Annotated in this window: 23 protein-coding genes; 13 read left to right on the plus strand and 10 right to left on the minus strand. The window is 63.8% G+C overall.

The genetic code is table 11. The features are described 5' to 3' along the window. Window positions 1-630 precede the first annotated feature (630 nt). The 4 genes from FB559_RS16985 to FB559_RS17005 all read left to right on the plus strand — a co-directional run bounded on the left by FB559_RS16985 (window position 631) and on the right by FB559_RS17005 (window position 7943). Window positions 631-3354, plus strand: a complete 2724-nt coding sequence (locus FB559_RS16985; protein WP_141956520.1) for an nSTAND1 domain-containing NTPase — start codon at window positions 631-633, stop codon at window positions 3352-3354. A gap of 1990 nt (window positions 3355-5344) precedes the next feature. Next, window positions 5345-5563, plus strand: coding sequence for a hypothetical protein (locus FB559_RS16995; RefSeq protein ID WP_141956522.1), 219 nt, complete (start codon window positions 5345-5347; stop codon window positions 5561-5563). A gap of 882 nt (window positions 5564-6445) precedes the next feature. Further along, window positions 6446-7249 carry a hypothetical protein gene (locus FB559_RS17000; RefSeq protein WP_141956523.1) on the plus strand — a complete coding sequence of 268 codons (804 nt, stop codon included), beginning with the start codon at window positions 6446-6448 and terminating at the stop codon, window positions 7247-7249. Between the two features lie 373 nt (window positions 7250-7622). Further along, a complete protein-coding gene (locus FB559_RS17005) occupies window positions 7623-7943 on the plus strand; it encodes a hypothetical protein (protein WP_141956524.1) in 321 nt (106 codons plus the stop codon). Window positions 7944-8272: 329 nt separating this feature from the next. On the opposite strand, the gene FB559_RS17010 is transcribed toward FB559_RS17005, so the two are convergent. The 4 genes from FB559_RS17010 to FB559_RS17025 all read right to left on the minus strand — a co-directional run bounded on the left by FB559_RS17010 (window position 8273) and on the right by FB559_RS17025 (window position 10957). Next, window positions 8273-9070 carry a hypothetical protein gene (locus tag FB559_RS17010; protein WP_141956525.1) on the minus strand — a complete coding sequence of 266 codons (798 nt, stop codon included), beginning with the start codon at window positions 9068-9070 and terminating at the stop codon, window positions 8273-8275. Between the two features lie 281 nt (window positions 9071-9351). After that, window positions 9352-9798 (minus strand): nuclear transport factor 2 family protein, encoded by a 447-nt coding sequence (locus FB559_RS17015; RefSeq protein ID WP_141956526.1) that lies wholly within the window; start codon window positions 9796-9798, stop codon window positions 9352-9354. Between the two features lie 229 nt (window positions 9799-10027). After that, a complete protein-coding gene (locus tag FB559_RS17020; protein WP_141956527.1) occupies window positions 10028-10441 on the minus strand; it encodes a VOC family protein in 414 nt (137 codons plus the stop codon). Window positions 10442-10525: 84 nt separating this feature from the next. Beyond that, a complete protein-coding gene (locus FB559_RS17025; RefSeq protein WP_141956528.1) occupies window positions 10526-10957 on the minus strand; it encodes a helix-turn-helix transcriptional regulator in 432 nt (143 codons plus the stop codon). A 509-nt stretch (window positions 10958-11466) separates the two neighbouring features. On the opposite strand from FB559_RS17025, the gene FB559_RS17030 reads away from it, so the two are divergent. Further along, complete coding sequence (locus FB559_RS17030) at window positions 11467-12120, plus strand: YncE family protein (protein WP_246121681.1); 654 nt, start codon at window positions 11467-11469, stop codon at window positions 12118-12120. A gap of 64 nt (window positions 12121-12184) precedes the next feature. On the opposite strand, the gene FB559_RS17035 is transcribed toward FB559_RS17030, so the two are convergent. Both FB559_RS17035 and rox read right to left on the minus strand, forming a co-directional pair. Beyond that, entirely contained in the window at window positions 12185-13267 is a 1083-nt protein-coding gene (locus tag FB559_RS17035; protein ID WP_141956530.1) for a hypothetical protein, read from the minus strand. Window positions 13268-13479: 212 nt separating this feature from the next. Then, complete coding sequence (gene rox / locus FB559_RS17040) at window positions 13480-15027, minus strand: rifampin monooxygenase (RefSeq protein ID WP_141956531.1); 1548 nt, start codon at window positions 15025-15027, stop codon at window positions 13480-13482. 277 nt (window positions 15028-15304) lie between these two features. Between rox and FB559_RS17045 the strand changes: the two genes are divergently transcribed. The 8 genes from FB559_RS17045 (at window position 15305) to FB559_RS17080 (ending at window position 20294) form a co-directional block, all read left to right on the plus strand. Further along, window positions 15305-16012, plus strand: coding sequence for a 2-phosphosulfolactate phosphatase (locus FB559_RS17045; protein WP_221640055.1), 708 nt, complete (start codon window positions 15305-15307; stop codon window positions 16010-16012). Between the two features lie 210 nt (window positions 16013-16222). Next, window positions 16223-16384: a hypothetical protein gene (locus tag FB559_RS44665; RefSeq protein WP_221640056.1), complete on the plus strand. Its 162-nt coding sequence runs from the start codon at window positions 16223-16225 to the stop codon at window positions 16382-16384. A gap of 49 nt (window positions 16385-16433) precedes the next feature. Then, window positions 16434-16628 carry a hypothetical protein gene (locus FB559_RS44670; protein WP_221640057.1) on the plus strand — a complete coding sequence of 65 codons (195 nt, stop codon included), beginning with the start codon at window positions 16434-16436 and terminating at the stop codon, window positions 16626-16628. Between the two features lie 475 nt (window positions 16629-17103). Beyond that, a complete protein-coding gene (locus FB559_RS17060; RefSeq protein ID WP_185792260.1) occupies window positions 17104-17844 on the plus strand; it encodes an alpha/beta fold hydrolase in 741 nt (246 codons plus the stop codon). A gap of 11 nt (window positions 17845-17855) precedes the next feature. Further along, the gene (locus tag FB559_RS17065; RefSeq protein WP_141956533.1) at window positions 17856-18485 is read left to right on the plus strand and encodes a TetR/AcrR family transcriptional regulator; all 630 of its coding nucleotides are present in this window, start codon (window positions 17856-17858) and stop codon (window positions 18483-18485) included. 33 nt (window positions 18486-18518) lie between these two features. Next, complete coding sequence (locus FB559_RS17070; RefSeq protein ID WP_185792261.1) at window positions 18519-19298, plus strand: SDR family NAD(P)-dependent oxidoreductase; 780 nt, start codon at window positions 18519-18521, stop codon at window positions 19296-19298. 167 nt (window positions 19299-19465) lie between these two features. Beyond that, a complete protein-coding gene (locus FB559_RS17075; RefSeq protein WP_141956535.1) occupies window positions 19466-19900 on the plus strand; it encodes a hypothetical protein in 435 nt (144 codons plus the stop codon). Window positions 19901-19910: 10 nt separating this feature from the next. Continuing rightward, window positions 19911-20294: a GatB/YqeY domain-containing protein gene (locus FB559_RS17080; protein ID WP_246121683.1), complete on the plus strand. Its 384-nt coding sequence runs from the start codon at window positions 19911-19913 to the stop codon at window positions 20292-20294. A gap of 33 nt (window positions 20295-20327) precedes the next feature. On the opposite strand, the gene FB559_RS17085 is transcribed toward FB559_RS17080, so the two are convergent. The 4 genes from FB559_RS17085 to FB559_RS17100 form a co-directional block, all read right to left on the minus strand. After that, entirely contained in the window at window positions 20328-20756 is a 429-nt protein-coding gene (locus FB559_RS17085; RefSeq protein WP_141956536.1) for an SHOCT-like domain-containing protein, read from the minus strand. A gap of 20 nt (window positions 20757-20776) precedes the next feature. Further along, window positions 20777-21037 carry a hypothetical protein gene (locus FB559_RS17090; RefSeq protein ID WP_141956537.1) on the minus strand — a complete coding sequence of 87 codons (261 nt, stop codon included), beginning with the start codon at window positions 21035-21037 and terminating at the stop codon, window positions 20777-20779. Then, window positions 21034-21396 (minus strand): DUF2089 domain-containing protein, encoded by a 363-nt coding sequence (locus tag FB559_RS17095; RefSeq protein WP_185792262.1) that lies wholly within the window; start codon window positions 21394-21396, stop codon window positions 21034-21036. Before FB559_RS17095 ends, FB559_RS17090 begins: the two co-directional genes overlap by 4 nt. A gap of 219 nt (window positions 21397-21615) precedes the next feature. Further along, a complete protein-coding gene (locus tag FB559_RS17100; protein ID WP_141956539.1) occupies window positions 21616-21888 on the minus strand; it encodes a hypothetical protein in 273 nt (90 codons plus the stop codon). Window positions 21889-21982: the final 94 nt, after the last annotated feature.

Consider the following 21982-nt stretch of genomic DNA (forward strand, 5'->3'; position numbering starts at 1 on the left):
TGCCATGGGTCTAGCCTGGCCCCCGAGCAAACTGATTGCAGGAGGTTGCTCGAATAGGCGCTAAGGATGACTCGTCATAGTGAGATGGCGAAGGCCGTGACGATCGCCGTGGGTGCTTGCGCGCGGTTCGCAGTTGGGGCGATCGCTGCCGCCCCCGCTTCCGTTCCTCGGGCCGTGGCCGGCCCTGCGGTACGGGTCGGGGTTGCCTCCGAGGCGCTCGATTGTTGGGCGGCACAAGGCGAACACGGGACGTCATTTTCTATGAATATCGGACACCAGATATGTCCGGACCGAAATACGGTCGCCACGTTCACGATAATGCGATGCCGTTCATCGCGCCTGCTCGGGCCGCCGTGAAGGCCAGCGGAGTAGCCTGCTGGGAGGATCGGGCCTGGTAAAGAACGTCACGTGGCCGGGTGGGGCGAAGGGGTCGCATCCGTGGATACGCACTCGTGGCCTCTTAGCTGGCGTTGGCGATGCTACCGCTAAATCGTCAATTTTGTGGCACCGGTCAACCTGACGTCGTTCATGAGGTGAGACTGGCTCGTCTTGACGCGCAGGCCACCATGCCACCGCCCTGGGCTCAAGTGCGAGCCAACGAGATGCACTCCCAGCGCGTATCCTGCATCCGTGGACCAGATCACCGTTGACACGGCCGCTGTCGTTGTTCTCGCGGAGGGATCATCGACGAGCGAGATTTCTAACAGGCGCGGCCATCTCTTCGAGATGTTTATCGCGAAGCTCCTTGCGACGCAGGGGTACGGTGACCCCCACCCTGACAATCTAAATTTTACCAGCGAAGGTATAGAGCTGGATGTCCAGGCCCGTCACACCGTTACTGGAGAGCAGCTAATTTGCGAGTGCAAAGCCTACAGCTCCAATGTGCGGGCGCCGCTATTGACATCCTTTCTGGGGAAGTTCGCGTTAGCTCGGGCCGACGATGACCGGATTCACGGACTCTTCATTGCGCTACCTCGCTTGACTCCCGAGGCGAAGGAGAAGGCCGGCGTGGCTCAAGCTAAGCTGCCGGGCTTTCGATACGTCGGTTCCTACGAGATTTGCCAGCTACTGCAGGCGGCAAGTGTTTTGCCAAGCTGGGACGAAGGACCAGAGGTCCGATCAGATCCGACTGTCGTCGTTACGGAGCATGGCGTCGTCCTAGCGGCATGTGAACTCGACTCTGATACTCGCCGAGCGTCCAGGTGGGTGACATGGGCGCGTATGCAAGATGTTCCTTCACCTGTCGTTCGTCTAATAGAACGACATCTGGCAAAGGGTCTTCCGGTCGTCCGGGCAGGCCATGAAGCGGGAGCGGTGCCGATTCGCGTCCCGTCGCTGCCGAAAATTGTCGAGGTCAAAGGCAGTACGTCAGACTTCGAGTACCAACTTCCGGCAGCGCCAGAATTCTTTATCGGTCGAAAAGCGGTCACACAGTCTCTACTCGAAAGGATTAGGGACCGCAGTACGGCTGGCTCTATAGTAATTAATGCCAAATCAGGGTGGGGTAAAAGTTCGCTTGTTCTGCAGCTACAGAAGGCGGTAGAGAAGGCTCGTGGCGTCGGTCTGGTAATCGACTCTAGAACGGCGGAGCGACCCGATTTCGTTTCTGCCGCGATGGAGCGAATTATTCGGAAAGCGGTCGAGAAGAAGGTTATCGAGCTGCCGCCTCAGGCCGCATTCAGTAGCCTGCAGAGCATTACGGAGACTCTTAAGCATGCTACCTGGATCTCTCCTGTCCGACCGATCCTTCTCGCCTTTGACCAATTCGAGAACGTTTTTCGAGACGCGGACCTGACTCGAGAATTTCGCGATCTCGCATTTCTGATCCGCGAAATCAATGCGCCACTAACAATCAGCTTCTCCTGGAAGACTGATGTAGTTGCATGGACTGAGGGATATCCATTTGGACTTCGAAATGATATCCGCGACGCATCCCTAGTTTCCGTCCTCGATCCGTTCGGGCCGCGCGAGGTCGAAGCGCTCCTGCGACGACTTGAGAAGTCGCTCGGTAGCAAACTAAATCGGGATCTGCGGCAAAGGCTTCGCGAGTATAATTCCCAGGGCCTTCCGTGGCTTTTTAAGAAGTTCGGGGCCCATATTATCGCGGAGGTTGAGCGCGGTGTTACGCAAGATGATCTCGCCAAGCAGGCATTAAACGCCCGCGGTCTGTTCGAGAGCGACCTTTCCCGGCTGAGTCCCAGTGAGCAAGCCGTTCTCCGAACCATTGCACAGGCAGCACCAGTCGCGATATCCGATCTTGACTCCGACGTGGCCACTGGTGCCGTTCTGGACAGCCTGATTCATCAACGTTTGGTAGTGCAGGTCGGTCATACTATCGACGTCTACTGGGATACCTTTCGCGACTATCTTAATAACGGCAGTGTGGCAATCGAGGACTCATACGTCGTCCGGTACGCTCCTCTGGGGGCTGGCCGTCTGTTGCGTATTGTTGTTGCCGAAGGCGGTAGTATTTCGGTCCCAGATGCGGCTGCACAGTTGGACACAACAGCAACAGTTGTCTTCAACTACTCTCGCGAGCTTCGGCAATTCGGCGTACTTAGTGCAGAGTCGAACCGTGTCACGCTTGAGCCCGATCTCCTTAATTTCCCTGACGAGGAAGAGGCTATTAGAGCGCGCATTTCTCAGGCATTGCGTAGACATAAGATGTACAAGCTTGCTGCTGACATGCTGGTCCGCGAAGATATCATCTCAATTCACCAGTTTGCGGCTGTGCTTGCTGTCGAATTCAGAGCTGTAACGGCGAAAAGCGACAGTTGGGTTACCTATGCTCGATCTTTCTGTCAATGGATGGAATATGCTGGCCTAGTGCGGCTTTTCTCAAACGGGATGACAAGGATTACGGAAAATGATACCGAACCTCTTGGTCGCCTATTGAGCGGAGCAGTTCCGGTCCGGGTGCGGAGCCCTTTTCCTGGCGCAAATCCTGGGCCTGCCCTGCAACTCCTGCTGCATCTCTCTGACCCCGCGGAGCACAGCCGCCCTTCCAAGAACGGATTTGCGAGGGCAGTCCGCGACCTAACTGCGCTGGGCTTGGTGGTTACAGATGACGGTGAGCGTATCGTGCTGTCGGACAACAGCGTGTTTTCACACGGCGTGGTGGAGCCTGGGCGGCTCCGTGAGATCGTCGAACGGCAGCGGGGTATGCGGGAAGCGTTTGCGGCGCTAGAGTCAAATCCTGGCCTTTCGCCGCTGTCGCTTGGTATTGCACATAGAGACACACTCGGCGCCGAATGGGCAGAATCGACGATGCTTTCGGCGGGAAAGTTCATTCGTGCATGGGCCAGGGCGTGTGGGGTCTCTACGCAGCTACGTACCATCGTCCAAAAGGACTGATCATTTCTGGGGCGAAGTACGACGATGAGCAGCTTCTCGTGCTGCATATCGAGCCTCCATCTGGTGCGGGCGACGCTCGTTGGCGCCTCGCCGGCTATCCCGTGCGAGAAGGCCTGCCCCCCATGAGCGTCGTGCACCGGCTCAGGGCGATGCTAACGCGTGCTTACAACCGCTTTGGATGGGATTGGACGAGTGTGGATGCCTCAGCGGTCGCGGCCCAGGTCAGCGATCGGATCTGGACGGCCATGGATAGGCCTAGCCTCACTCGTAACAAATAGACCGCAACGAGCATCGCGGGTGTTTGCTCGACGTGCACGGTTGCGAAGACCGGCGCACGCGCGGCTCTCCGGCGCCTAGGTCGTGGCTGGCCCTGCGCTTTGTCCCGGCTAAGAGCTATAGGCCCTTTAGGTGTAGGCATAGTTGCATCTGCTGGTAACCCCCCGGCACATTGACGCTTACCGCTGCCCAGAACGGTATCGAGTCACGAAAGTGTCCGCCGAGGGTGTGCCAAGCCAGCCTAGGATGATTGGCCCGGATCGCAGCGAGACCAGCGCCGGCCAGCCCGCATCGGGTGTACTCCGGCAGCGTGTAAGGGCTCTCAACCCAACCGAGGTTGCACCGGCGGCAGAGCACGTAGTCGACCGCAAATGCGAACTCGCCGTCGAGATTGGCCGCGCGTTGTCGCCATCCAGCCCTCTCGGGGGAAACCGTGTCCTGCCATGGCGCATTCAGCCGCGGGACGACCGGCCAGCCACGTCGGCGACCAAGCCGACCACGACTGATCCAGCGCAGTAGGTCACGCCACCTCTGGCGACCTGAGACACGCGCTAGCTCATCGGCCCGCCCCGCCAAGAGCACCGCCGCTTCTCTGCCATCGTTGGTGTCGGCCACGTGCACCAGTATGGGTGGTGCACCGGCTAACGGGCCGTCGAGCATGGAGGCCGGAAGACGTCGACCCGATCGTGGTGGGAAGTTCGCGACCAGGAGGCATTCGGGCAACCAGCCGTTTTGCCGAGCAAGTAAAAAACGGGTTCCGAAGGACTCAGCTATCGCCCGCAGTCCTCGGTCGGCTCCGTGGTAGATGTCGATGCTGCTCTCGATAACACGAACGACCTCGCAGTTCAGCGTCGTCCGCTAGCCCAAGCGCGTGCAGTTAGCGTGCAATTAGCCAGGGTGAACAGGGGTCAATAGGGGTCACTCACGGGCAGTCGCAGCCGCAGGTCAGGGCCGTTGAGGTTCGGTTTCCATTTGATTCCCAAGCTGGTAGTGCGGGTTCGATTCCCGTCACCCGCTCAGTGCCGGCCCGGGGGGCGACCCCCGGAACCCCCGATGTGAGGGGCTCCGCCCCCCACGCCCCCCGCGGGTTGCTGTCCGTTCGAGGCTTTCCCTCTATCGACACCCCGGGCTCTAGAAGAACCTCTGACGCCATGCCCCGCACCAGTGCGACCGGACTTCGCTGTGGGCGTCCCACTCGCAGCGAGTGCATCGGCTGGCGCGGGATATGCGCGGGATGAGCGAGGAGGAGCATGCCGCGGAGTCACTATCCTCCGAGGTCAGCCCGACTGTGAACTCCAGGTCACCGACCCTCTGTAAAGCCGCCGGCGGTTGGGCTGTCGCTTCTGGGTGTCTTCTGGCGCTCGTACCGGACGTCCTACCGGTGACCGACCGCTGCATGCCGGGGGCGCTCCGCGGCTCGTCGCGCGGAAATACCAGCACGTATACGCATGTATCAGGTACTTAGCATTACGAATTATTCAAGGGTCGAGGTTGGCCGGTGTCACTGATCGGTATGTGGGATACCTCTTGAGTCGTAGCGCTGTGATCGAGGTTACGCAGATCACGATTTTGGGGGAAATCAATGCTCAAGAAGCTCACCGCAACAGGGATCCTGGCAGGGGCGGCCACAGGCATCGTCCTGCTCGGCGGCCCCGCTCACGCGGACCGTCTTGCTGCCAGCCCGTCATCAGTCTCGGACATTCCGGCGGAATGTGTGTCCATCGTGCCCGGCTTCGTCCCGCCGGCCTGGTGTAACAGCTATCTGCCCGACCCGTACTACCCGCCGACGACTTACTACCCGCCGGTCACGTACTACCCCGGCTACAACTACGGCGGGAACGGTTGGAACCACGGCGGCTGGGGTGGCGGTCACTGGGGTGGCGGCCACTGGGGCGGCGGCCACTGGGGCGGCGGCCACGGCGGGCACCACTAGTTCGCTCACGCGCCATTTCTCAGCAGGAGGGGCCTGCCGCGGGAGCGCGGTCAGGCCCCTCGCATTTCTCGGCAGGGTTGGGATCGTAGAGGCCGGGGACTGCGTGCAGTTCGGATCTAGAGGGTCATTCCGGCGGCGAGCGCTCAAGACGATCGCCGTCGTGGTCGCCGTCCGTCGTGGCTGGGGTCGATCGCTGCCGCACGGCTTCCGCTGCTCGGGCCGTGGCCGGCCCCCGCGCTGCGGGTCCGTTTGCCATTGGATACCGGAGCGTCTCGCCGCGCGATGGGTTTTGCTAACGACGGCCCTGGAGCGGTGTGGACGGATCGGGACGACGCAGAGGTCCGGCGGCAGGTCAGGGGACGGAACTGGACGGCTGTGAACGCTCCCGACTTGCTACGGATCAGGAGGCTCGGGGTCCGAATCCCTTCGGCCGCGCAAGATGAAAGCCCCCTCGAGTGGTCTTGTTGAAGTTGCTTCGCCGCAGCGGTCCGCCCTTGATGCCTCTGAAGACGAGAGCGTTCGGCTGTACGGACACCGGCGCGGGCCTTAGGCGGTCCGAGGACCATGGTGCCGTTGTCCTGCTCCGTATACGCCACCCGGAGGGGACGGTGGCGTTCTCCAGGTCGAGGTCCTGGCAGTGAACTGGAAGAGAACGCGTTCCGCTTTGGCGCGGGAGGCGAAGGGATCCGGGAACGCCCGCATAAGGGGACTCAGGCCCGTCTACACGACAACCTCACATTGTGCGCTCGTGGCGCACAGAAAGATAAGCTCAGCGCCTATCTTCTAACCGCTGATCTTCTTCTTAGGTGTCTGGCTAGGCTGCTAGCGACCGTATTCGATATGCGATGTTTCCGTCGAGCAAGGCGTGGAGGCCAGACCTCGGTGAGTTTCGTAGGAGAAGCCGCCCACGGCGCGGAGCAGCTGGGCCTCTTCAAGCCCGTGGAGAAGTTCCTGGATGTTGCGCGTTCGGGTCTCCCGAAAGTCCAGGCTGTCAGCCCCAAGATGCTGGCACTGTCGGACCGGATTCTGGAGGAGGGTCACGACCTGATCGGCAAGTTGCGATGGCGGGGTAACAGCGGACCCGATCCGCGTACGGGCTGGCGGATCGGCGAGATCAACAATAGGGGCCATATCAATGACTTCGCTCGGTGGATCAAAGGCACCGGGCCAGAGCTCGGGCCGGACAGCACGTGCAACTGCTTTGAGGCTCTTTTCGTCATGGCGCATCGTGCGCATGCTGTCGACAAGCAGGCGCTGGATCGGTTGCACACGAAGGCTACCGCCGCGGCATATATCAGCTATCGAGCGGAGGGTGATGAACTTGGCGCGAAATTGGCCTATTGGAAAGTGATCGAAGATTACCTTGCTCCGGGTGAACGCACCAGGTTCACGATCGATCCGGCGACCGGGGTCGGCGGGCCGGACATCCCCGCTGGGCATGTGGTCATCATCGACGGAATGGAGCATGTCATGCTCAGCGTCGGCGCCCGTGACACACTAGGCCGGCACTTGGTACTCAGCCACGCTGATTACCCGGAATATAGCCCGGCTGGGCCGACTACATCAAAGACATTCGGCTTCCTGCAGAAGACGTCGGTGGAAGAAATCGTGTCGGTGATGAAGGTCAGATACCCCATCGACACCTCACGGATCGATTCGGCGCTTCCGACATGGCTGATCGGGTAATAGTTGGGCGATGACGTGAAGAACGTCTCGACCCTGGCTCGTCGCTCCGGCCCTCGCTCTCTACGGTGGACGCGGGACAGCCGTCTACGCCTCCCCGGTTACTCCTCATCGGACTGAGGGGTGCCGCTTCGACGGCGGACATCACCACTGCCCGCGCTCGTTGATCAAGCGCCGACGAATGCCCCGGACCAATGGGATCGGCGTTGCGGAATATGCGCGGAACAGCCCTTCCGCAACAACACGTTGATGTAAGAACGCCGGACCGCAGGTCAGGAGCACACTCGGCCCGAGATGCGGTACCGGCCCCCGGAACCGGATGCGTGACCATTGTGTGTCCCTCAGATGGGGCGATCGCATCAGTAGTCTCGGCTGCGTGAACAAGGCGATCTTTGACGAGGTCGCGGTGCTGTGGGCTGAACATCTCGGTGCACCGTGGCCGGATGGTCTCTACTGGGTGGACGACCGTGATGGTGACATGGCCGAGACTGACGGCGCGATGGCTGGATGTGTCTCGAACTACGTGAAAAGCCGCGGCGCGGTGAGCGAGGAGCGGTCCCGCATCCTCAAAGAGGGTGCTCGCGATCTTCGAAGGATGCTTCCCCGCCTGCGTGACGAGGGTGCGGTATACGTCCGCCGCTTGATTCGGATGGCGGAGTTGATCGATCACGATGGGCGGTCAGCCTCTCAAGTGTGACCGCCACAACTGGGAGTCAAGCGGCACGGCCGGGCCCGTTACGTGCCCGTCAGAGCGGACGATCACGGTCACTAACGGGGACGACACCAAGAAGGTGCAGATCAGCGATAGCGCAGGTCAACGGCGATCAGCGGCGCCGGCTCCCCAGGCTGACAGCGTGGGTGATCAAGGGGCCCACGGTCACTCGCAGATAGCCCGACACCGTCCAGCTGGGAGCTCTACCTTTCGCCCCTGGGGCCTTGCCCGTTTCGCGCTGGGTGGGAAGGAGGTCAAGGGGGATGATCCGACACGGGAACTGCGCGCTGGGCGAGAGGTTATTGAATTGACCGTCACCGTTCGCCGGGTGGGCATGACTGGCCAGGCGGTACGAATCGGCCGCATAGAGAGCACCAGGTCTCCTCGGGTGTGGCCAAACCGCTGAACCCGGCCCGTACAGCCGCTATTGCCTCGTCCAGCGTGGTCGGGTCGCGAGTGAAACAGCGTACGGTCCATGTGTCACGATCTGGCGCGTGCTCCGAGCGCCCTCGCCACCAGTTGAAAAGGCGGAGGTGTACGGCGATCTGGTCGTCGGACCACCACAGATCCGCCGGCCCCGTCGCCTCGGCCACACGGGGAGGTAGGAGCTTGTTCGCAACCGCAGGTATGGCGAGCCGCTCGGCAGTCGCCGTGAGCGCCCGGTGCCGCCAGGACCTCACCGCAGCCTTCAACGCATCGCTCTCAAGCCGCTGCTCGACGCTACTGTTGATGATCCGATATGGCGCGCGAGGCATGGCCATCGCGGTCCGGCCGTCGATCAGAACGTCCACGGGCCACGTCTGTGGGCCATCGAGGATCGCGGTGAACGCCCAGCCGTAAGGCGTCCATTGCGCCCTGGCCTCGCCGTCTAGGCCATACTCCGTCGGGTTGCGGTCTGGCAGGCGCGTTTCAAGCCCGCCGTATCGCTCCTCGAACGCAACCATGGCGGCGACCACCTCAGCTGGAGCCGGGCTCTCGTTGACCTCCCCACCGAAGGTGCAGGCCAACGACTTCACCCGCTCGGCCGACATGGACTGATAGGCACGCCTTCCGTAGGCAGCCAGGAAGCTGCGGACCCGCGCCGACACAGAAGGATCATCAAGGACATGCATCCGCACCAACCTATGGCTTGGGGTCACATACGGTGACGGGCCATTGGCGGGCCATCAACCCCGGTGGATCAAGGGTCTATAGCGGTCAGTGGCGCGTACATCGATGTGCAGGCCAGTGCTCGTGACGGGCAAGTTCCCTACGCTTCCCAAGCTGGTAAGGCGGGCTCGGTTCCCGTCACCTGCTCAGTGCCGGCCTGGGGGACCCTCGGAACCCTCGATGTGAGGGGCTCCGCCCCCAGCCGCCTCCACGGTGCCTTCGGGTTCATTCGGGCTACCGGGTTCTATGCGGACCTGTCCGCCCGGAGTACGGCTACCAGGGCGTCAATGTCATCGCGTGCTTGGTGCGAGCGGATCTGGTCGATGTAGTCGCGTGATTCGACGATCTCTCCATCCCGGATGCGCATGACGAAGACGCAGGGGACCTTGGTCGCCGAACCGTCCGGCATCGAGAACTCATAGGCGAACTCGGCGACGATCACCTCGGGATCTGTGGTCTCGTGGACAACGACATCAACGACCCGCCTCTTGGGAATCGACGCCTGGGCCTCCGGCGGCACCGTGAAGTGTTCTTGAAGTGCGGGCCGAGTCGTCAACGGCTCGGCCTCGGGCATCGCCATCGGGTGCCGGACGTCGGTGACCTCGGCGTACAAGTCCGGCAACTCGTTGAAGCGACCTTCGGCCACACCATGGACGAGGCGGAGGAAGACGTCGCGTGGACTGGCGCTCATGGGGCCTCTCGATCATGAAACAGACGGTTTCCAGGGTTCCGGCCTCAACATGGCAGAACCTGACCGGCCGCTCAATGAAAACCAGGTCTTGGCCGGGCGCGACCGCTCCTAGTGGGTGGTGCACCACCCACCGGTGATCAAGGGTCACAGCGGTTACTCGCGGACAGATCTCCTGGGCGCCCTGCTGTCGAGGGCCAAGCCCGACCCATCACGTCCAAGCGAGTGCGCGCTAACCGAGCTGAGCCAGCCGGATGTGATTGCCGGACGGGTCACGGAAGGAGGTCTCGATGCCGTACGGCTGCTTGGTGGGCTCCTCGACGAACTCGACGCCCCGGTCGAGGAGTTCCTTGTACGTCGTGTGGACGTCGTCGGTGGTCATGAAGATGGTTCCGGCCAAGCCCTTGGCCATGAGGCCGCGTACCTGATCGGCGGTTTCGGTGTCCATGACCGGCGCGTCAGGAATCGCGACCAGCGTGATGGCGATGTCGGGCTGGCCGACCAGGCCGACGGCGAGCCAGCGGAAGCCGCTCATCTCGGCCATGGTCACGTCGGCGCGCACCTCCATGCCGACTTTGCGGGTGTAGAACTCGAGCGCCGCGTCCTGGTCGTGCACCCAAAGCTGTACGGTGCTGATCTTGATCATGTGGAGTTCTCCCAGCTAGAACGGGTTATGTTGCGTTCAAAGCTAGCCAGGGGGCACTGCGGCGTCTTCTCGAAACGTCCGGTTTCACCGTGAGGTCGGTCGGCGCGGGGTGGCCGGGGCGTTGCGAGGGCGCCCGAACACCCGCAGCACGCACGCCGGAACCATCGCGTACGTGGCGGCGGGCGGGGTCGCTGCGCGATACACCGTCGGCGACATCCCGTACGTACGGGTGAAGCTGGTGGTGAACGAGCCGACACTTTGCAGGCCGACGGACACACAGATGTCGGCGACCGACCGGTCCGTGGTGCGCAGCAGTGCCGCGGCGCGTTCCAGGCGGCGTGTCAGCAGGTACGCGTGCGGGGACTCGCCGAACACGCGGCGGAACTCCTGGCTGAAGTGGGCACGCGACAGCCCGGCGGCGCGGGCGAGGTCCGCGACGGTCAGCTCCTCGAAGTACCGCGCGTCGGCTAGATCCTTGGCGCGCAGCAGGTGGCGCGCCGGTGGTACGGAGCCCATGACGTCCCATTATCGCCGGTTCATGCGCTGACGTGGCCAGATGTGCAGGCCGGCGCGTGACGAGGGCGCACGGTAGTCGCCCTCATGAGCGCGGCTGGGCGCCCCGGCAAGGGGGCGGCTGCGACGGGGCCGGCGCAGCCGTCAGATGATGCTCGCCGATGTCCGGGTCCATCGTGGCGATTTCCCCGATAGCCGGATACGTGGATGCGAACAATCGTCCGTCTGCCGTGACCTGGGCCGACGTCCTGACGATGCTCTGTTTGTCGTTTATATGACGATCAATCTCGATGCTGGGGCCAAATTTTTGGTGCGTGCATTTCTGGGTCGACCGCGGCGAAGCTCTGTCGGGTAGGAGAAGGAAGCCTTTTTATTCTCCAAGCTCCGACAGAGGTTTCTCATGGCTCGTTTGTCCAAAAAATAGAGGAGAGTCGCCATTCCAGCTTCTCGGGCAGCTTCGGCCTGGGGGTCGGCCGTCGCCTATCCGGTGGGCGCTGGCGGTTGTAGTGGCAATGGCGGGGCTGGTGACGATGCTGGCCTCGCCCGCCCCAGCTCAGGCCGGTTCCCAACGGCCGATGCCGGGTTATGTCGCCGGTGCCGCCCCGCGTACGGCGCCCAAGGCCGTGACCGTCGTGCAACAGCGGACACTGGCCTACGTCACCAACTTCAACGCGAACACGGTGTCGGTGATCGACACCGCGACGAACACGGTGATCGATACGATCACCGTCGGCGGCGCACCGGTTGATGTGGCATTCAATCCACGCGGGACCCGTGCGTACGTCACCAACAGCGCCTCGAACACAGTGTCGGTGATCAACACGGCGACCAACACCGTGATCGACACCATCGGGGTCGGCAGCGTCCCGGCTGGTGTGGCGGTCAGCCCTGGCGGGACTCGCGTCTACGTCACCAACAATGGCGCGAACACGGTGTCGGTGATCGACACCGCGACGAACACCGTGATCGCCACCATCACTGTCGGCGCCTTCCCGATTCGCGTGGCTGTCGGGCGTGTCGGCGCCACTCCCAAGCCGCGGCGAGCCTCAGCAGAGCCAGACCGGTCCGCGGCAAGCGCAATCACCGATCAGACCAACTCGATCGGCGCGGACATCACCCAAAGATCCCGATCGCCTGAGCGAACCTTCCAGACGGGAGATCACTAAGACGACTGACCCGAGTATGGAGTGAGGTGATCGTCCCCGGCTGCGCCGGCCCCGCCGTGTGTGCTCAGTGGCCGTACTGCTGGGCGATGGCGTCCCAGGACTGGTCGCCGGAGGTGGGCGCGACCTCGCCGACCGCGAGTACCTTCCCGCCTCCTCCGGGCACGAAGTCGAGGTCCCGGAGGTCGATCTCGTCCCGGCCGTACGGCTTTGGCGCCGCGTAGGTCGTGACCTGCCCACTCTTCGTACGGTGGACGTACGACTGGTGGAAGGTCGTGTACCAGATGCCGCCGGCGCCGTCGGAGGTGATGTTCAGGGCGTAGGTCTCGTGCGTACCGACGACGGGGCTCCACTTCTTGCCGTTCCAGTGCATGAGAAGGGTCCGGTTGTGACCGGCCTTACCGGGTGCGATGTAGTAGAAGCGGCCGGCCGCCCACACGTTGTTCTTCGACACCGCGGTGACGTCGACGAAGTTCGCGAAACCGCTGTCGCCCTTGGGCACCGACACCTTGGGCAGCTTCGCCGCCGTCCACTTCTTGCCGTTCCAGTGCGCGGCGTACGGCTGGTTGTTCGTCCCCTCGCCGACGGCCCACACGTCGTTACTGGAAACGCCGCTGACCCTGTACGCCGTGAGCGGCATCGGCACCGTGCGCCACTTCTTGCCGTCCCAATGCAGGCCGGTGCCCTTGCCGGACTCGTCGCCCCCGACGGCCCAGGCGTCGTTCGCGCTCAGGACCGCGACGCCGCTGGCGCGGTAGCCGGTGGAGACGGAGGTCCAGGCCTTCCCGTTCCAGTGCCACGCAGCGGTGGCGCCGTTGGTGGTGAAGCCGAGGACCCAGACGTTCTTCGACGACGAGCCGCCGACGACCTGGAAGGATCCCGTACTGCCGGGAATCTTGACCTCCTTCCACTTCGAGCCGTTCCAGTGCAGGACCGCGCCGCTGGTGCTCGGCCCCTGCTGCCTCGACCCGACGGCCCAGGCGTCGTTCTTGCCGACGGCGGCGACGGAGTCGAGAACGAAGTTGTCGTAGCCGGTGTCCTTGCTGACGTACGAGGTGCGCCAGCGCGGCGCGCTCGCGGCGACGGCAGGTACGGCCCCAGCGCTCAGCATCACCACGGCCAGTCCGGCCGCCGTCAGCGTTTTCCGCATTGAAATCCCCTTCGATGCCCGATGCGCCGTTGCCGGGCGTAGCTCTGGCAAGGTTAATCCGGAGTTGGCGGGAATTTTCAGTAATTTGTTTGGAAAAATTACGAACTTCTGCTGCGCCCTGCGGATTCCGGGGATCGCGCAACGGATTGCCCGATGGCGCCGGCGGACGCCGTGATCACGAGCCAGTTCTCGCAATCACGGCTCGGGCGAAATCAGTTGCCGGGCTTGCCGAACCAGCGGGAGAGGTGGTCGTCGAGGTCCTGCTGATCGTCGCCGATCCAGGCGACGTGGCCGTCGGGGCGTAGCAAGAGGCACGGAACATCCAGTACCGCAGCGGGATCCGCGAGGTAGTCGACCCGGTCCGACCAGCCGCCGACGGTCAGGCGTTCGGTGCGGTCCAGCAGCAGACCGCGGCCGTGATGCAGCAGACCGTAGAGGCGGCCCTGCTTCACGTCGATGTCGCGCAGGCGGCGGCCGAGCAGGTCAGGGCCCTCGCCGAAGTCGTAGCGGATGCCGATCGCGGCGATCTTCTCGATCAGATAGCGGTTCACCTCGTCGAAGTCCATCAGTTCGGCGAGCAGCCTGCGTACGGCCTGGGGGCCCGGTTCGGTGGACAGCAGTTCCATCTGGGCGCGGGTGTTGTCCAGCACGTCCTCGGCGACCGGATGACGTTCGGCCTGGTAGGTGTCCAGCAATGTCTCCGGCGCCCAGCCGCGGATCTGCGCGGCCAGTTTCCAGCCGAGGTTGAATGCGTCCTGGACACCCAGGTTGAGGCCCTGTCCGCCGATGGGTGGATGGATGTGCGCCGCATCGCCGGCCAGCAGTACCCGCCCGACCCGATAACGTTCGGCCAGCCGGGTGGCATCCCCGAAGCGGGACAGCCAGCGCGGGGAGTGCACGCCGAAATCGGTTCCGGCGATGGTACGCAACTGTTGTTTGAAATCCTCGAGGGTGGGCGCTCCCGTACGATCGCTGACTCCCGCGGCGGGGACGACGACGCTGTAGACCCCTGCGCCGAAGGGCCTGAGCCAGAATCGCTTGTGGGTCTCGCTGATTTCGGCCACCTTGGCGGCGATCTCCTCCTGCGGCACACCCACTTCCATTTCGCCCATCAGCGTCTCGTTCCGCGAAGGCTCGCCCGGGAAGCCGACGCCGAGCAGTTTGCGCACCGTACTGCGCGCGCCGTCACAGCCGACGAGATAGCGCGAACGTAGCCGTTCCCCGTCGGCCAGCTCGACGGTCACACCTTCGGCATCCTGCTCGAAACCGGCCACCGCACAACCGCGCCGGACCTGCGCGCCCCGTTCGATCGCATGTTCTTCGAGGAGGTTTTCGATGACCGGCTGCGGGATGCCCAGCAAATAGGCGTGCGCGGAGTCCAGGCCCTCGGGCGCGGGTTTGGCGATCGCGGCGAAGAAACCGCCGGCCGGACGCCGTCTTCCATGCTGGAGAATGCGATCGAGCAGTCCACGCATCGCCATCAGCTCGAGACTGCGAATATGCAGACCGACGATGCGGACGAACGACGCGGGCTCGGTCTTCTTCTCCAGAACGAGTACCCGCACATCGTGCAGCCGCAGTTCGGCGGCCAGCATCGCACCGGTCGGCCCGCACCCGGCGATGATCACATCGAAGGTGAGGGGCGCGCGATCGGCGCCGGAGGCCGGCGACCAGAGAACTCCGGGGACCTCGCCGACCGTGGAGTCGCGCTCGACCCGGTCGTTCGACGGCGACTCGGCGGTGACCTGCTGAGAGTGCATAGGTGTTGCCTTTCGGGAGTGCCTGGTTGTCAAGGCGCTCCCGGCGACACCTACGTCAATCGCCCGACCGTGACGGGAAGGAGGAGCACCCACTTCGATGCAGCGTTCATGGGTCTCACCTCCTCGGGCGGTGTCGCAGTCAACGGCAAACTACTAGCCCGAGCAGCAGCCGGTCCAATTCTTTTGGAGAAGTGCGACCGAACTCAGACACCCACGGCCGGCTTGAACGCCATGACGTGTACCACTCTCTGGGGTGCTTCGGGCCGGACGTGCGATCATGATCGAAATGGACTCTCGTTTTCTTGGCATCTTTGAGTTGGTCGAGACCCCGTCCGTGGCGGTCGTGGTCGACGTCATGCGTGCGTTCACCGTGGCTGCCTGGGCCTTTGCTCAGGGGGCGGAGAAGATCGTTCTTGCTGAGTCGCTGGACGAAGCTCTGGCGCTCAAGGCTCGCCACCCGGACTGGGTGGCACTCAAAGATGGTCCGCCCGCGCCCGGGTTCGACATCGTCAATTCACCGGGCCTGCTGCGGTCCATTGACCTCGGCGGACGGACCGTTGTGCAGAAGACCACGGCAGGGACGGTCGGCGCCCTTGCGGTCAAGGAGGCCTCGCTGGTCCTGTGCGCGAGCTTCGTGGTGGCTGAGGCAACGGCTCGCCTCTTGCGGACGCGCGAGAGTGACAGTGTCACCTTCGTGATCACTGGCGAGGATGGGCAGGCCGACGAAGATCTGGCGTGTGCCGAGTACATCGCTCGGAGAGCCACCGAGGCTGGGACGGATGCCGCCGAGTTCCTCCGCCGCGCCGCCGAGTCGCGTGCCGCCACCGAACTGGCGGAGGGGGTGCGTCAAGGAACCCATCCTGATGACGTCGCGCTCTGCCTCGAGGTCGACCGGTTTCCCTTCGCCATGGTGGCGACCTTGGAAAGCTCGCTCATGATCTTGCGTCCACACGCGATGCCTTCGCGACAAACGCATCAACGTTGAGCCCGGCCCCGCCGGGCCACCGGCACATGAAGGCGGGATCAGCTCACCCGGCGGGATCGTGTTGATCATGAAGCGCGATCCATCTCGGGGCGGGTACCACGCCGCGGCGCGGCGCGGCGAGCCGTCGTCCGGGAACGTGGGCCGCTCATCCCGGCCCCACAGCCGGTAGGCCCCGCAGCCGGGCATCAGGTCGGAGGTGATGGGCTCGACATGGACGAGCTGATCGCGGCGGCACTCGCGGAGTGGGCGCGAAGTCACGGCGAAGAGGGACTCGCCGAATTCGCCGCGATCGCCGATCCGGCACGGCGGCTGCGCGAGCTGCTCACCACGGTCGTACAGTCGTCCAGCCACAGGCGCCGTCGGTGCACCTGAGCCTGCTCGGCGACCGCAACGACCCCGGGTCAGGGACGCGGTCCGCCAGGTGAACCAGGCCCGGCTGGAACTCCTGGCTCGCACCTACGGGGAGCTCGGCCTGCGGCCGGACCGGGCGGCGTCTCGAGCGCGGGTCGCCTACGCGGCCATCCTCGGACTGTTGCTCCTGGCACAGACCGATCCGGACGCTCCGCAGTCCGCCGCACTCGCCGACGAGGCGACCGCGGTCTTCCTGCCGTCCTGACGAGGCACGCTGACTGAGACCGGCCCTTGAGGAACATGGTGGGTCTGGCCGGCGCCGAGGCGGTGTTGAAGCCGCGCACCGTACGGGGACTTCCCGGTACTGGCGCTACACCTCAAGAACATCGACGTGTTCACCACGGCCACGTCTAGGAGTACGACCCCATAGGGGTCGCTCGCGGACAGTCACAGCAGCAGGTCAGGGCCGCTGAGGGTCAGTTTCCGCTTGAACCCAAGCTGTGGTGCGGGTTCGATTCCCGCCACCGCCCGTGACCAACAGCGCCCACGCTAGCTCCGGACAGCTTTCCATACAGGATGTTTAGACAGATGGTATGGTTTTTGCCAGCCTCCCAGGTCAGGGAACTGCTCGGGATGTTCGAGCAGCCACCGCGTCCTGCGGCTGCGTGTGGCGGGCGACGCGTGCCTGTCGCACTTCACGTCGATCCCACACTGGTTTTTGTCCGAATGAGGAGGCTGTCTTGCCGGAAGTCGATGACCGTCCCACGTTCCTTCTCGTGCCCGGAGGCAATCACGGGCCGTGGATCTGGGAGAGGCTGCAGGGCGTCCTGAAGGATCATGGTTGGACAAGCCGCACGGTCAGTCTGGCCAGCGCCGTGGAGGAGGAAGCGCCGACTGAGCCCCTCCCCGGGATGTACGACGACGCCCAGATCATTGTGGACGCGCTTGACGGCATCGCCGGTCCGGTGATCGTCGTGGCGCACTCGTACGGCGGTGTGCCGGTCACCGAGGCCATCGCGGGGGTATCCAACGTCGTGCACGCCGTGTACGTCGCGGCCTACATGCTCGACGTCGGTGAAGGCATGTTCCAGACGCACGGGGTTCCCGTTCCGGATTCTCTGGCGGGATTGCGATTCCCGGAGAACCCGGATCTCAATCTGCCCGCCGCTTTCTACGACGGAGATCCAACGAACCCGGAGACCGCGGAGGCGAGCTCTCGCCTGGTTCCGCAGACCGTACGTGCCGATTTCGAGACGGTGACGCGTGCTGGCTGGCGCGATGTGGCGAACAGCTACGTCATTCCAAGCGGGGACCTCTCCATCACCGGAACTGTCGCGGAAGAGATGGCCGCACGCGCCGATACCGTCTACCGCTGTCCGGGACACCATGCGCCGTTCTATTCGAATCCCAAGGAATTTGCGGAGATTCTCATGGAGATAGCCGCAGGGGTTCAGCCGCACAGACAGAAACGACGTGTGTGAGGTGCGATAAATTGACTTCCGTCACTCGATATCGTAATCGCGAAGGCAAGCGGCCCACTGATCTGCGGCTGCTGACCGCGCTGGAGCAGCTTCTCAAGAGTGGAGAGAACTTCACCGAGATCAGCGTGCAGCGGATCATCGAAGAAGCAGGCGTATCGCGCGCGACCTTCTATTTTCACTTCCGGGACAAATCCGACCTGCTCACCCGACTTGCAGGAAATCTACGGAACACCCTGCTGGGGTTGGCCATAAAATGGGACCCGGCTGATGGTGAGGATGGTGCGGCCAGGTTCGCAGACTTCTTCGCGGAGGTCATTTCGATACATCGGGAAAATTTCCCGGTGCTGTCCGCCATCAGAGAGCTTGCGGCGTACGATCCAAACGTCAATGACTTCTATACGGCCGATCTCGAAGAATTCGACAACGCCGTTCACAAGACACTTGTCGACGAGCAGCGCTCGGGTTCCACTTCGGCCGACCTCGACGCCGTGGCCGCGAGCCGAGTGATCGTCTGGGGCGGCGCTCAGGCGATCGCTCGTCACATCGCCGTGGATGACGGCAGCGGCGATGCCGCTCTCGCGCACGAACTGGGAAAAATTTGGTGGTACGGGGCCTACCGCCGCCCAGCGACAGACCGCTAAGACAAGTACCTATTTCTAGAGAGAGAAATCATTGTGAACGAAGAAATCGAAGGTATCCCTACGCGTCCGCTGGCTGGTAAGACGGCAGTCGTTACAGGTGGCGGACGTGGTATCGGAGTCAGTATCGCCACCCTTTTGGCCCGTGCCGGCGCACGGCTGGCATTGGTCGGCCGTAATGAGGATTCGTTGCGGGCGGCCGCCGAAAAGCTGCCGAAGGACACCGAGATAATCCCGGCAGACCTGTCACAGCCCGATGCTCCTGCGGCGGTCATGGACATCGCGGTCCAGCGACTGGACCACGTGGATGTTCTTGTGAACAACGCCGGCGCGGAAAACTTCACGGCGAGCCACGAACTGACCGCCCAGGAGGCGGACGAGCTCTGGGCCCTCAACGGGCGTGCGCCGTTGCTCCTGGGCGGAAGGGCCGCCACGCACATGGCGGCGATCGGCGGCGGCAGCATCGTCAATCTGTCATCGGCCATCGGCAGCGAACGCAGCATGGCCAACCAGAGCCTGTATGCGGCGACAAAGGGTGGTGTAGACGGCATCACCCGCTCTTTGGCCGCCGAATGGGGACGCAAAGGCGTACGGGTCAACGCTGTTCGTCCAGCGGTGACACGCTCGGACATGTCGGCCCCCATCTTCGCCGACCCCGAGATCCAGGGGGCATTGAGCGCCCAGTATGCGCTGGGGCGTCTGGGCGAGCCCGAGGAGATCGCTCAGGCGGTGCTTTTTTTCGCGACACCGGCCAGCTCATATGTCACAGGTCAGATATTGAGCGTCGACGGCGGGTGGATGTCCGCACAGGTCTAGCCTCAGCACCTTTCGCGAGGCGCTGCGCAGAACGAAGCGACCCGCTTCCGATCATGGCGGGGGCGCGAGGGTCCAGGATGGCTGCGCGGACGGGATGACCAGTAGGCGGTGTAGCGGGCGCGGTTGCGCGCCTAGGATCTCGGGGTGATTGGCGGGAGGTGGCGCGGGTGGTGGACGAGCAGTTGCAGTATCTCGAGCGTATTTGCTTCTGTGGCGAGCGCTATCGCGCGACTTCCCGTGGCGAGGGTGGGCCGTTCCACTTTCGGGTCATGCGGGTCACTCCGGTTCCTGGGGGCAAGGCGGCGCTGATGGGCCACTGGCGGTCGGGAGACTGGAACCAGGGCGAGATGCTGGAACTCCGTCGACGAGACGGGCACACATTGGCGATCGCAGACGCGGAGATGACGCCGGCGGTCGACGAGGCGTCGGCGATCAGAGGACAGCGGACGATCCTTGTGGCTGATCACCGATCGCTTCAGCCCCAAAGTTGCATCTGGGCGATTTCGTCGGACAGGGCTGCCGTGAGGACCATGCCGGACGGGAGCCCTGGCTCAGTCCCGGCGGCCAACAAATCGATGGGGCTTCGTGGGCAGGCCAAGTAGGGTCACCGGCGTGACGAACGATGCCGCCCAGACTCAGCCTCCCGACAGACCTTTGTTGCGCCGGCGGTTGCGCGACGCGCTCGTTGCCGCAATGAAGGAACGCGATCGCGTTGCCGTCTCCGTGCTGCGCTCGACGCTGGCCGCGATCGACAATGCGGAGGCTGTCGATGCCACGGCGCCGGCAGGCGGGTCTTCGGCGATCGAGTCGTCTCCCGTCGGTGTCGGCGTGGCGGAGGTTGAGCGACGCGCTCTGTCCGACGATGACATCGTCCAGATCGTGCGTGCTGAAGCAGCGGACCGCGAGGCCGCCGCTCTGGACTACGACCGTGCGGGGCGGCAGGAACGCGCTGAAGCCCTGCGCGCAGAGGCCAAGGTGCTCTCGTCTCACCTGTGACGAGCACGCTCGGTGTCCGGCGCCGTGGCGGGGTCACTCGCAGAACACCTGCACCTTGGTCTCAGGGTCGTCGACATCGACGGTGACGTCGTCGAGCTGCTCGATGAGGTCCTCGATGTGCTGCGGCTTGAGCTGGGTCAGGTCGATCGGAACGCCTGACTTGTCCAGCTCCGCGTTGACCTTGGTGAGTGCCTGCGGAGGGATGAGGCTCGCGAGCCGGACTCCGGCGCGCAGTAGCTGTAGCGGGACCCGGACGTTGACCCGGGTCGGCCCGTCGCCGCCGGAGTTGTCCACCACCATCACGCGCAGGTACTTGGGACGGCGGGGGTTCGGGCGGAGCGTGGCTCCCGGCGGCGACTCGGGCTGCTGTCGTTCGAGGGCGTCGATCAGCCGCTCGGCCTCGTCCGGGGTGATCTTGTCCTCGCTCAGCATCTGCAGGATCTGGCGGCGCTGCTCGTTCATCGTCGTTCTTCCCTTCGGGCTCATCTGACGCTTACCAGCACGGCCGTCCGGCCTTGCTGAATCTCGATCCGGGTGCCGGGCAGCGCCCACAGCAGTTGCCCGGTGCCGCGCAGCGCGCTCACCGGGCTGACCCGGTAGACGAGGCATGCGACCAGTCCGGCCAGCACGGCGAGCAGCAGCAGCGGTGACAGCACCAGCAGTATCGGCAGCACAGGGACGTAAAGCCGCAGCCCACGGCCGCCCGGACGGCGATGGCGTACCGTCACCAGGTTCGGGATCACCGGGACCTCTCCAGCTCGGCCAGCGCCTCCTGGACGCTGATCTCCCCCCGCTGCAGGCGGTCGACGACGTCCGTACCGATGGGTGCGGGGTCGGTGTCGACGAAGTCGAGGTGCTCGGCGATCCGGTTGAGCCGGGACTTGATCGTCGGGTAGCTCACCCCGAACGTCCGCTCCATCTCCTTGATCGAACCGTGTGACCGTACGAACGCGGCAACGAAGATCTGGTCGTCGACGCTGAGCTGAGCCAGCTGGGGCGGCTCGAACCGGCCCTCGACCGCGACGCCACTGCCGGCGAGGCGGACCCGCTCGACCACGAACGGCTGTCCGCGTGTCAGGTCCGTAAGTTCCTGCCAGTCCACCCTCGGCTCCTTGCTCTCGGCTACATGCTGACAGTTCATTAATATATTGATTTTCTTAAGATTTCAACGCAAGAATCTTAATTTCCATGATGCCTGACGAGGAGAGTGTACGCCGACGAAGCCCCCGACCCGTGGTGCGCGCTCGCCGAAGACGCCACGTGGACCCACCGGATCGCAGGTCAGAGAAGGGCAGAGGAGCCGTATCGGCGTACGAGCGCGTCAGGTGCCGGTCGGACGGTGGGGGTACAGATCGCGCAGGACGCCGAGTTCGGCGGCATGGTGGGCGAACTCGTCCAGGACGTGCAGCACCGTGTCGATCACGGGATGGTCGGCGTATCCGAAGAATGCCGGGCCGGACGGCTCCCACATGCGTTCGTCGGGCATCGCGGCGAGAGGGTCACGCCAGTGGGTGTAGTAGGCGGTCTCCAGGAACTCCTGTCCGCCCGCCGCCGTGCCGAAGAACTCCACATCGTCCAGAGTGATGTTCCTCATCGAACGTCTTGGTGATCGAGTCGCGGATCCTGTCCATCGAAGCGAGTCCTCTTCCGGCGACGAAGCTCCATCATGATGCATGCGAGAGGGTTCC

The sequence above is a fragment of the Actinoallomurus bryophytorum genome (assembly GCF_006716425.1).
In the GTDB taxonomy this organism is placed as follows: domain Bacteria; phylum Actinomycetota; class Actinomycetes; order Streptosporangiales; family Streptosporangiaceae; genus Actinoallomurus; species Actinoallomurus bryophytorum.

Bases quoted from the DNA above. Each gene is read 5' to 3' on its own strand.
- FB559_RS17085 (WP_141956536.1), bottom strand. From the start codon at position 20,756: ATGAACGAGCAGCGCCGCCAGATCCTGCAGATGCTGAGCGAGGACAAG.
- FB559_RS17030 (WP_246121681.1), top strand. From the start codon at position 11,467: ATGGCGGGGCTGGTGACGATGCTGGCCTCGCCCGCCCCAGCTCAGGCC.
- FB559_RS17010 (WP_141956525.1), bottom strand. From the start codon at position 9,070: ATGCATGTCCTTGATGATCCTTCTGTGTCGGCGCGGGTCCGCAGCTTC.
- FB559_RS17020 (WP_141956527.1), bottom strand. From the start codon at position 10,441: ATGATCAAGATCAGCACCGTACAGCTTTGGGTGCACGACCAGGACGCG.
- rox (WP_141956531.1), bottom strand. From the start codon at position 15,027: ATGCACTCTCAGCAGGTCACCGCCGAGTCGCCGTCGAACGACCGGGTC.
- FB559_RS44665 (WP_221640056.1), top strand. From the start codon at position 16,223: ATGGACGAGCTGATCGCGGCGGCACTCGCGGAGTGGGCGCGAAGTCAC.
- FB559_RS17100 (WP_141956539.1), bottom strand. From the start codon at position 21,888: ATGAGGAACATCACTCTGGACGATGTGGAGTTCTTCGGCACGGCGGCG.
- FB559_RS17035 (WP_141956530.1), bottom strand. From the start codon at position 13,267: ATGCGGAAAACGCTGACGGCGGCCGGACTGGCCGTGGTGATGCTGAGC.
- FB559_RS17015 (WP_141956526.1), bottom strand. From the start codon at position 9,798: ATGAGCGCCAGTCCACGCGACGTCTTCCTCCGCCTCGTCCATGGTGTG.
- FB559_RS17025 (WP_141956528.1), bottom strand. From the start codon at position 10,957: ATGGGCTCCGTACCACCGGCGCGCCACCTGCTGCGCGCCAAGGATCTA.
- FB559_RS17045 (WP_221640055.1), top strand. From the start codon at position 15,305: ATGATCGAAATGGACTCTCGTTTTCTTGGCATCTTTGAGTTGGTCGAG.